This is a genomic window from Mycolicibacterium houstonense (genome assembly GCF_900078665.2).
In the GTDB taxonomy this organism is placed as follows: domain Bacteria; phylum Actinomycetota; class Actinomycetes; order Mycobacteriales; family Mycobacteriaceae; genus Mycobacterium; species Mycobacterium houstonense.
This window is the reverse complement of sequence record NZ_LT546207.1, coordinates 4,195,067-4,203,322: the sequence shown is the minus strand read 5'-3', so window position 1 is coordinate 4,203,322 and position 8,256 is coordinate 4,195,067. Positions and strand designations below refer to the sequence as shown.

The window sequence follows — 8,256 nt, the reverse complement described above, 5'->3', positions numbered from 1 at the left end:
CGTCCGCCAGCGAGGCCTCGATGCGCTCGAGCCACCCGATGTCCAGCCCGGCCTCGACGAAGACCGGGGCGTAGTCCCAGGCCGCGGCGATGCCGTGGTCCTCCAGCCAGTCGCCCATCTCGTCCTCGCGGTCGGATACCTCCAGCGGGGTGAGCCGTTCACACCGGCATTTGGCCACCTGCTCGGCAACCTCGTCCTGCAGGCTGACCACGGTCCGCAGCGCCTCGGGCGGGAACTTGCCGCCGGCCAGCAGCGCGAGCTTGTGCCGCATCCCGGCCACCTTCTCGTGCAGGTCCGCCACCGCCCGGGCCGTCGCGGCCGCCGGGTTGTTGAGCTGGTGGGTCAGGCCCGCGGTGATGGTGCCCAACGCGAGCAGCTTCTCCCGCTGGCCGATGAGCTGGCGCTGGCGGCGCCCGCCCACCATGTGGCCTTCGAGCAGATGCACGGCCATCGGAAACTCGTCGCGCATGAACTTCGCGAACGCCGCCGCGTCGAGCACGAAGAACCGGGACGGGCGGGTCACCCGGACCGACGCCTGATAGATCTGCTCCTCGCCCGGGATGTAGGCCGACCAGGCACCGCAGTACACGCCGCGCTGCGAGGTGCGGCTGGTCTCGATGTCCACCCCGCCGGAGTGCTTGGACATCACCAACTCGCCGTCGATCAGCACGTAGAAGCACGTCGCCGGATCACCCTCGGTGATGATCGGGCCGGGCTCGAACACGGCGATGTGCCCGTTGTCGCACAGCGTCTGCAGCTGTTCGTCGTTCAACGCCTCGAACAGGAACAGTGTCCGCAACTCGGACGGCAGGCAGGTCTCGCCCATCGTCGGCTCCTCTCCGGCCTCGCCGGCCGTCACGCTTCTGCCAGGTAGCGGTGCACCAGCATCACCGCCATCGACCCTTCGCCGACGGCGGCCGCCACCCGCTTGGCGGATTCGGCGCGCACATCTCCTGCAACAAACACTCCGGGCACACTTGTTTCCAGGTGATGCGGCGGGCGGTCCAGCGTCCATCCGCACACATCCCGCAGGTCCGGCCCGGCCAGGATGAAGCCGTGGTCGTCGCGGGCCACCACGCCGTCCAGCCAGTCGGTGCGCGGGGTGGCGCCGATGAAGCAGCACAGGCGCGTCGCGGGGACCTCGTGGCGCTCGCCGGACTGCCGGTCCTCCAGCACCAGGCCGACCAGGTGGTCGTCCTCGCCTTCGACGCCGACCACCTCGGTACAGGTGCGCACGTGGATGTTCGGCGTCTGCTCGATCTGCTGGATCAGGTAGTACGACATCGACGCCTCCAGCGACGGCCCGCGCACCAGCAGCGTCACCGACTTCGCCTCGCGCGACATGAACATCGCGGCCTGTCCGGCCGAGTTGGCGCCGCCGACGATGTACACGTCTTCGTCGCGGCACTCGGAGGCGTCCGATACCGAGGCGCCGTAGTACACGCCGCGGCCGACGTAGTTGTTGGGGTTGTCGGGGTCCGCCCAACATCCCGGCACCGGCAGCTGACGGTATTCGACACCGGTGGCCAGGATGACCGCGCGGGCACCGATGGTCTCGCCGTCGGCGAAGGTGATGGTGCGGGCCGCGCCCGCGACGTCGAGGGCCACGGCTTCGCGGGTGGTGATCACCTCGGCGCCGAACCGCTCGGCCTGCCGACGGGCCGCGGTGGCCAGCTCGGCGCCCGAAACGCCGGTCGGGAAGCCCAGGTAGTTCTCGATCCGCGAGCTGCGGCCGGCCTGCCCGCCGGTGGTGGTGCCCTCGATCAGGACCGTTCGCAGACCCTCGGAGGCCCCGTAGACCGCGGCCGCCAGGCCTGCCGGGCCGCCGCCGATCACCGCGAGGTCGTACATCGTCAGTGACGGGGTGGTGGACAGCCCGAGCATGTCGGCAAGCTCGCCGTCGCTGGGTTCGACCAACGTTTCGCCGCCCTCGGTGATCACCACCGGCAGCGTGAGCCCGTCCAGGCCGGCGGCCTCCAGCAGTTGACGGCCCATGGGCTCGTCGGTGGTGAACGCGCGGAACGTGTGCTGGTTGCGGGCCAGGAACTGGCGCACCTCCCAGGAGCGCGAGCTCCACTGGTGGCCGATCACCTTGGTGTGCGGGATGGCGCGGTCGCCGACGGCGTGCCAGGCCTCCAGCAGGCCGTCGATCACCGGGTACAGCTTCTCCTGGGGCGGGTCCCACGGCTTGAGCAGGTAGTGGTCGAGGTCGACGACGTTGATGGCGTCGATCGCCGCGGTGGTGTCGGCGTACGCCGTCAACAGCACGCGCCGCGCCATCGGGTACAGATCCATCGCCGATTCCAGGAACTCGATGCCGCTCATCTGTGGCATCCGGTAATCGGCGACGAACACCGCGACGGTGTCGCCGCGCAGCTTCAACTCGTTGAGGGTCTCCAACGCGTCCGGGCCGGATTCGGCGCGGACGATCCGGTACCGCTCGCCATAGTGGCGCCGCAGGTCGCGGGCGACGGCACGCGACACCGCGGGGTCGTCGTCGACGGTGAGAATTATGGGTTTACGGGGCGCAGAGGCGGGGCCGGTCATCGCTAGTAATTATGCGCCCCGCCGCCAGCAGTTTTCTCACCTCGGGTCGGTAGTCGGCGCAGGCGACGCGGGCTTGCCGTTGGTTGCGGGATCGCCGGATCCCTGCAGCATTGCCGCCACATCGATGCCGGAGGACTTGAGGGCCTCCAGGATGTTGGACACCGCCAGCGGGCTGATGCCGAGCAGGCTGCCCACCGCGCCCTGGGTGTCGCCTGATCCGCCGATGATCGAAAGCCGGTCGATCTCGGCCAGCGGTGCGGCCGCCGCTTCGGTCGCCTTGACCACTGAGGCCAGCACGTCGGGCAGCATCAGCAGGCGCGCCGCCTCGGCGGTGTAGCCGTTGAGGGCCGCGGCGATCTCCTTCTTACCGTTGGCCTCGGCCAGCAGCTTGGCCTCGATACCGGCGGCCTCGGCCTGCTGCTCGACGCGGAGCGCGTCGGCCAGCTCCTTCTTACCGGCGGCCTCGGCGACCAGCTTGGCCTGCAAGCTGTCTGCCTCGGCCTGCTTCTCGACGCGGAGCGCGTCGGCGGCGGCCTTGCGGGCGTCGGCCTCGGCCTGACCCTTGCGCCGCTCGGTCTCNATCTGCGCGTCGCGCTCGGCCTCGGCCGTGCCGACGGTGGCGTCGCGCTTGACCTCGGCGATGCGGCGCTGGCCGAGCGACTTCAGGTAGTCGTTGGCGTCGGAGATGCCGGCGATCTTGAGGACGTCGACCTCCATGCCGATGCGGGCCAGGTCACCGCCGGCCTCCTCGACCACGCTGCGGGCCAGGCTGTCGCGGTTGGAGTTCAGGTCCTCGACGGTCATGGTCGCGGTGATGCCACGCAGCGAACCGGCCAGGATCTCGTTGATCTGCCGCTGCAGCTCGTTGAGGTCGGAGGTCAGGAAGCGCTGCACCGCGGTCTGCACGGCCTCGTCGGCCGAGCCGATGCGGACCAGGCCGACCGCCTCGACGTTGACGGGGACACCGTTGTTGGACAGCGCGTTCTGCAGGTTGATGCTGACGTTGAACGGCTCCAGGCTCATGATGTCGACGCGCTCGATGCCGGGCATCCGGAACCGGGCTCCGCCGCGGACCACCTTGGGTGTGCCGCGGCCGGTGAACACGGCCACCTCGTTGGGCGGCACCTTGATGTAGTTCTTGACGTAGACCATCGGCAGCACCACCAGGATGAGGATCGCGGCGATGGCGGCGAGGACGACGATGAGCAACAGGGACACGATGGTGCCTTTCTGAAGGTTCGGTGCTCGGGGTACTGCTCAGGTCTCTGGAACTGAGACGACGTGGACGAAGTCGGGATCGATGTCGGAGATGTAGACGCGGGTGGCCTTGGGCAGGGCGTCGGCTTCGTCGCTCTTGGCGCGGGAGAACACCCGGTTACCGTCGGCGTCGACGAAGGAGACCTCCCCCCAGCCACCCGGCGGGACCTCGAGGGTGACCGTGCCGAGCAGGCCGACGTAGGAGGACCGGCCCCGGTGCGAGTTGGCCTGCTGGCGACGCATGTAGGGCAGCAGGAGCCCGTTGAGCGCGAACACCAGGACGACGGCGCAGGCCGCGGCCAGTCCGGCGGACCAGACGGAGCCCAGGCCCAGCCAGGTGCCGATCAGGCCGCCGGTGCCGGCGCCGAGCAGGGCAACCGACAGCCCGGTGAGGCTCAGGAACGGCATCCCGTCCCCGTGCCCGACATCGGCCAGCAGCAGGGCGGCCAAAACGGCGATGCCGCCGACGACGAAAGCAGCCAGGTACACAGCCATCACGTGCTCGTGGTCTCCGTTCTCCGAGCGCGGATATGTCCGTACTATTCTCGCCTGTTCCCGGGCTCCGCGGCGCACCAATCCGGAGCGGAGATATTCGGTGGCCGCAGCTGATCAGCCGTGATTTTGGTACAGCCCGTCGAGCGGGTATTGTGGACCAACGGTGCGGCTATCGCGCCGACTTTTTGTGTGCCCCGTCTTGGAACTGCTGAGTTTCTGCTCTGCCTCGATCCGGCTCACGTTTTGAAGTTGGTCGGTGTCCGCAGCACGACGGGCTGCATTGTGACTGATGAAGCTACGAAACGAAAGCAAGGATCGCCGAAGAGTATGGCCAAGAAAGACGGTGCCATCGAGGTCGAGGGTCGCGTGGTCGAACCTCTGCCCAATGCGATGTTCCGCATTGAGCTGGAGAACGGACACAAGGTCCTGGCCCACATCAGCGGCAAGATGCGGCAGCACTACATCCGCATCCTGCCCGAGGACCGCGTGGTGGTGGAGCTCTCGCCCTACGACCTGTCCCGGGGCCGCATCGTGTACCGGTACAAGTGACCCGATAGAAGCCCGACCAGTAACGACGAGAAACGGTGACATGCGCGCCTGCATGACACCAACAAGCCAGAAGGATCGAAACAGCCGTGAAGGTGAACCCGAGCGTCAAGCCCATCTGCGATAAGTGCAGGGTGATCCGCCGGCATGGGCGGGTCATGGTGATCTGCAGCGATCCCCGCCACAAGCAGCGGCAGGGCTGATCCGTCAACTGACGGATCACACCACAACTGAATGATGAACTCCCAGCACCACTGAGCGGATCCGCCGCTCATCCGCGATGAGCACCTCATCCACGTCCGGCACGGAGGCCGGACCCCTTGGAGCCCTTAGGGGCTGAAGGGAACGGGCTGGGACCAGACCTCCGCAGAGAAGAAGGAACACCGCCACATGGCACGCCTCGTAGGCGTTGATCTCCCGCGCGACAAGCGCATGGAGATCGCGCTGACCTACATCTACGGCATCGGCCGTACCCGTTCGAACGAGATTCTCGCCGCGACGGGCATCGACAAGAACATGCGCACCAAGGACCTGACCGACGATCAGGTGACCATCCTGCGCGATTACATCGAAGGCAACCTCAAGGTTGAGGGTGACCTGCGCCGCGAGGTGCAGGCCGACATTCGCCGCAAGATCGAGATCGGCTGCTACCAGGGCCTGCGGCACCGCCGTGGTCTGCCCGTGCGCGGCCAGCGGACCAAGACCAACGCGCGTACCCGCAAGGGCCCCAAGCGCACCATCGCCGGCAAGAAGAAGGCTAGGTAACCCCGATGGCACCTCCGAAGAAGGCTGCCGGCGCCAAGCGCGGCAAGACCACCCGTCGCCGGGAAAAGAAGAACGTCCCGCACGGCGCTGCTCACATCAAGAGCACGTTCAACAACACGATCGTCTCGATCACCGATCCCCAGGGCAACGTCATCGCCTGGGCGTCGTCGGGTCACGTCGGCTTCAAGGGTTCGCGTAAGTCGACCCCGTTCGCCGCGCAGCTGGCCGCCGAGAACGCCGCCCGCAAGGCGCAGGAGCACGGCGTGAAGAAGGTCGACGTGTTCGTCAAGGGTCCGGGTTCGGGCCGTGAGACCGCCATCCGCTCGCTGCAGGCCGCCGGCCTCGAGGTGGGCGCGATTTCCGATGTCACTCCGCAGCCGCACAACGGCTGCCGTCCGCCCAAGCGGCGCCGGGTCTAGGAAGGATCTAGAAAATGGCTCGTTACACCGGCCCCGCCACCCGCAAGTCGCGTCGTCTCGGCGTCGACCTGGTCGGCGGCGATCAGTCGTTCGAAAAGCGCCCCTACCCGCCCGGCCAGCACGGCCGCGCGCGGATCAAGGAGAGCGAATACCGCACCCAGCTGCAGGAGAAGCAGAAGGCTCGCTTCACCTACGGCGTGCTGGAGAAGCAGTTCCGCAAGTACTACGAAGAGGCCAACCGGCAGTCGGGTAAGACCGGCGAGAACTTGCTCCAGATCCTGGAGAGCCGGCTGGACAACGTCGTGTACCGCGCCGGCCTGGCCCGGACCCGCCGGATGGCGCGTCAGCTGGTCAGCCACGGCCACTTCACCGTCAACGGTGTCAAGGTGAACATCCCGAGCTACCGGGTGTCGCAGTACGACATCATCGACATCAAGGAGAAGTCGCTCAACACCCTGCCGTTCGAGATCTCTCGGCAGACCGCGGGTGAGCGTCCCATCCCGTCGTGGCTGCAGGTCGTCGGCGAGCGTCAGCGGGTGCTCGTTCACCAGCTGCCCGAGCGCGCGCAGATCGACGTGCCGCTCACCGAACAGCTCATCGTCGAGTTCTACTCGAAGTAAATGACTTACCGGTCATCCGACCGGTAGGTACCCAGACGGCATCAAATAGCGGGTGCCGAGAAGGAGAAATAGAAATGCTGATCTCTCAGCGACCCACCCTGTCCGAGGAAACCCTCGCCGACAACCGTTCCAAGTTCGTCATCGAGCCCTTGGAGCCCGGTTTCGGTTACACCCTGGGCAACTCGCTGCGGCGCACGCTGCTGTCGTCCATCCCGGGCGCAGCCGTGACGAGCATCCGCATCGACGGTGTGCTGCACGAGTTCACCACCGTCCCCGGGGTGAAGGAAGACGTCACCGACATCATCCTGAACCTCAAGGGCCTGGTCGTGTCCTCCGAGGAGGACGAGCCGGTCACCATGTACCTGCGCAAGCAGGGCCCGGGTGCGGTCACCGCCGGTGACATCGTTCCCCCGGCCGGTGTGACGGTGCACAACCCGGACATGCACATCGCCACCCTCAACGACAAGGGCAAGCTGGAGGTCGAGCTCGTCGTCGAGCGCGGCCGCGGTTACGTCCCGGCCGTGCAGAACAAGGCCTCGGGCGCTGAGATCGGCCGTATCCCGGTCGATTCCATCTACTCGCCGGTCCTCAAGGTCACCTACAAGGTGGAGGCCACCCGCGTCGAGCAGCGCACCGACTTCGACAAGCTGATCCTCGATGTCGAGACCAAGAACTCGATCAGCCCGCGCGACGCCCTGGCGTCGGCCGGCAAGACTCTGGTCGAGCTGTTCGGTCTGGCCCGGGAACTCAACGTCGAGGCCGAGGGCATCGAGATCGGGCCGTCGCCGGCCGAGGCAGACCACATCGCCTCGTTCGCCCTGCCCATCGACGATCTGGACCTGACCGTCCGCTCGTACAACTGCCTCAAGCGCGAGGGTGTGCACACGGTGGGCGAGCTCGTCGCCCGCACGGAGTCCGATCTGCTGGACATCCGTAACTTCGGCCAGAAGTCCATCGACGAGGTGAAGATCAAGCTGCACCAGCTGGGTCTCTCGCTCAAGGACAGCCCGGCCACGTTCGATCCGTCGGAGGTCGCGGGCTACGACGCCGCGACCGGCACCTGGACCGCGGATGCCGGCGGCTACGACCTGGATGACAACCAGGACTACGCCGAAACCGAACAGCTTTAAGGAAAACCGTCCCGGTCCTACCTGATACGGGGGCCGGCCCCATTTAGGAGAAGTCGCAATGCCCAAGCCCACCAAGGGTCCTCGCCTCGGCGGGTCGTCCTCGCACCAGAAGGCGCTCTTGGCCAACCTGGCCACGTCGCTGTTCGAGCACGGCCGGATCAAGACCACCGAGCCGAAGGCACGGGCGCTGCGTCCGTACGCCGAGAAGCTGATCACCCACGCCAAGAAGGGCGAGCTGCACAACCGGCGCGAGGTGATGAAGAAGATCCGCGACAAGGACGTCGTGCACGTTCTGTTCGCCGAGATCGGTCCCTTCTTCGCCGATCGCGAGGGCGGCTACACCCGCATCATCAAGGTCGAGAACCGCAAGGGCGACAACGCCCCCATGGCTGTCATCGAGCTGGTGCGGGAGAAGACCGTGACCTCCGAGGCGGACCGCGCACGCCGCGCTGCCGCCGCGCAGGCCAAGGCGGCCGA

The 8,256-nt window shown here is 67.1% G+C and carries 11 protein-coding genes; 7 read left to right on the top strand and 4 right to left on the bottom strand.

Annotation, left to right across the window (positions count from 1 at the left end; genetic code table 11):
• The 4 genes from BN4332_RS20995 to BN4332_RS20980 form a co-directional block, all read right to left on the bottom strand.
• On the bottom strand, positions 1-826 hold an 826-nt coding region (locus tag BN4332_RS20995), incomplete at its 3' end, for a cyclic nucleotide-binding domain-containing protein (protein WP_160110902.1).
• 29 nt (positions 827-855) lie between these two features.
• Positions 856-2,547: an NAD(P)/FAD-dependent oxidoreductase gene (locus BN4332_RS20990; protein WP_066901288.1), complete on the bottom strand. Its 1,692-nt coding sequence runs from the start codon at positions 2,545-2,547 to the stop codon at positions 856-858.
• 36 nt (positions 2,548-2,583) lie between these two features.
• Positions 2,584-3,765, bottom strand: a complete 1,182-nt coding sequence (locus BN4332_RS20985; RefSeq protein WP_066901286.1) for a flotillin family protein — start codon at positions 3,763-3,765, stop codon at positions 2,584-2,586.
• A gap of 39 nt (positions 3,766-3,804) precedes the next feature.
• Positions 3,805-4,299 (bottom strand): NfeD family membrane protein, encoded by a 495-nt coding sequence (locus tag BN4332_RS20980; RefSeq protein ID WP_200820329.1) that lies wholly within the window; start codon positions 4,297-4,299, stop codon positions 3,805-3,807.
• Positions 4,300-4,626: 327 nt separating this feature from the next.
• Between BN4332_RS20980 and infA the strand changes: the two genes are divergently transcribed.
• The 7 genes from infA to rplQ form a co-directional block, all read left to right on the top strand.
• Positions 4,627-4,848 (top strand): translation initiation factor IF-1, encoded by a 222-nt coding sequence (gene infA / locus BN4332_RS20975; RefSeq protein ID WP_003418601.1) that lies wholly within the window; start codon positions 4,627-4,629, stop codon positions 4,846-4,848.
• Positions 4,849-4,934: 86 nt separating this feature from the next.
• Positions 4,935-5,048 (top strand): 50S ribosomal protein L36, encoded by a 114-nt coding sequence (gene rpmJ, locus BN4332_RS20970; RefSeq protein ID WP_003879483.1) that lies wholly within the window; start codon positions 4,935-4,937, stop codon positions 5,046-5,048.
• A 187-nt stretch (positions 5,049-5,235) separates the two neighbouring features.
• Entirely contained in the window at positions 5,236-5,610 is a 375-nt protein-coding gene (rpsM, locus tag BN4332_RS20965; protein ID WP_019347692.1) for a 30S ribosomal protein S13, read from the top strand.
• Positions 5,611-5,615: 5 nt separating this feature from the next.
• Entirely contained in the window at positions 5,616-6,029 is a 414-nt protein-coding gene (gene rpsK, locus BN4332_RS20960) for a 30S ribosomal protein S11 (RefSeq protein ID WP_004571524.1), read from the top strand.
• A gap of 14 nt (positions 6,030-6,043) precedes the next feature.
• Positions 6,044-6,649: a 30S ribosomal protein S4 gene (gene rpsD / locus BN4332_RS20955; RefSeq protein WP_066901282.1), complete on the top strand. Its 606-nt coding sequence runs from the start codon at positions 6,044-6,046 to the stop codon at positions 6,647-6,649.
• A gap of 74 nt (positions 6,650-6,723) precedes the next feature.
• On the top strand, positions 6,724-7,779 hold the full coding sequence (locus tag BN4332_RS20950; protein WP_066901280.1) for a DNA-directed RNA polymerase subunit alpha: 1,056 nt from the start codon (positions 6,724-6,726) through the stop codon (positions 7,777-7,779).
• A 58-nt stretch (positions 7,780-7,837) separates the two neighbouring features.
• Positions 7,838-8,256: 50S ribosomal protein L17 (rplQ, locus tag BN4332_RS20945; RefSeq protein ID WP_066901279.1), on the top strand; the 419-nt coding region annotated here is incomplete at its 3' end.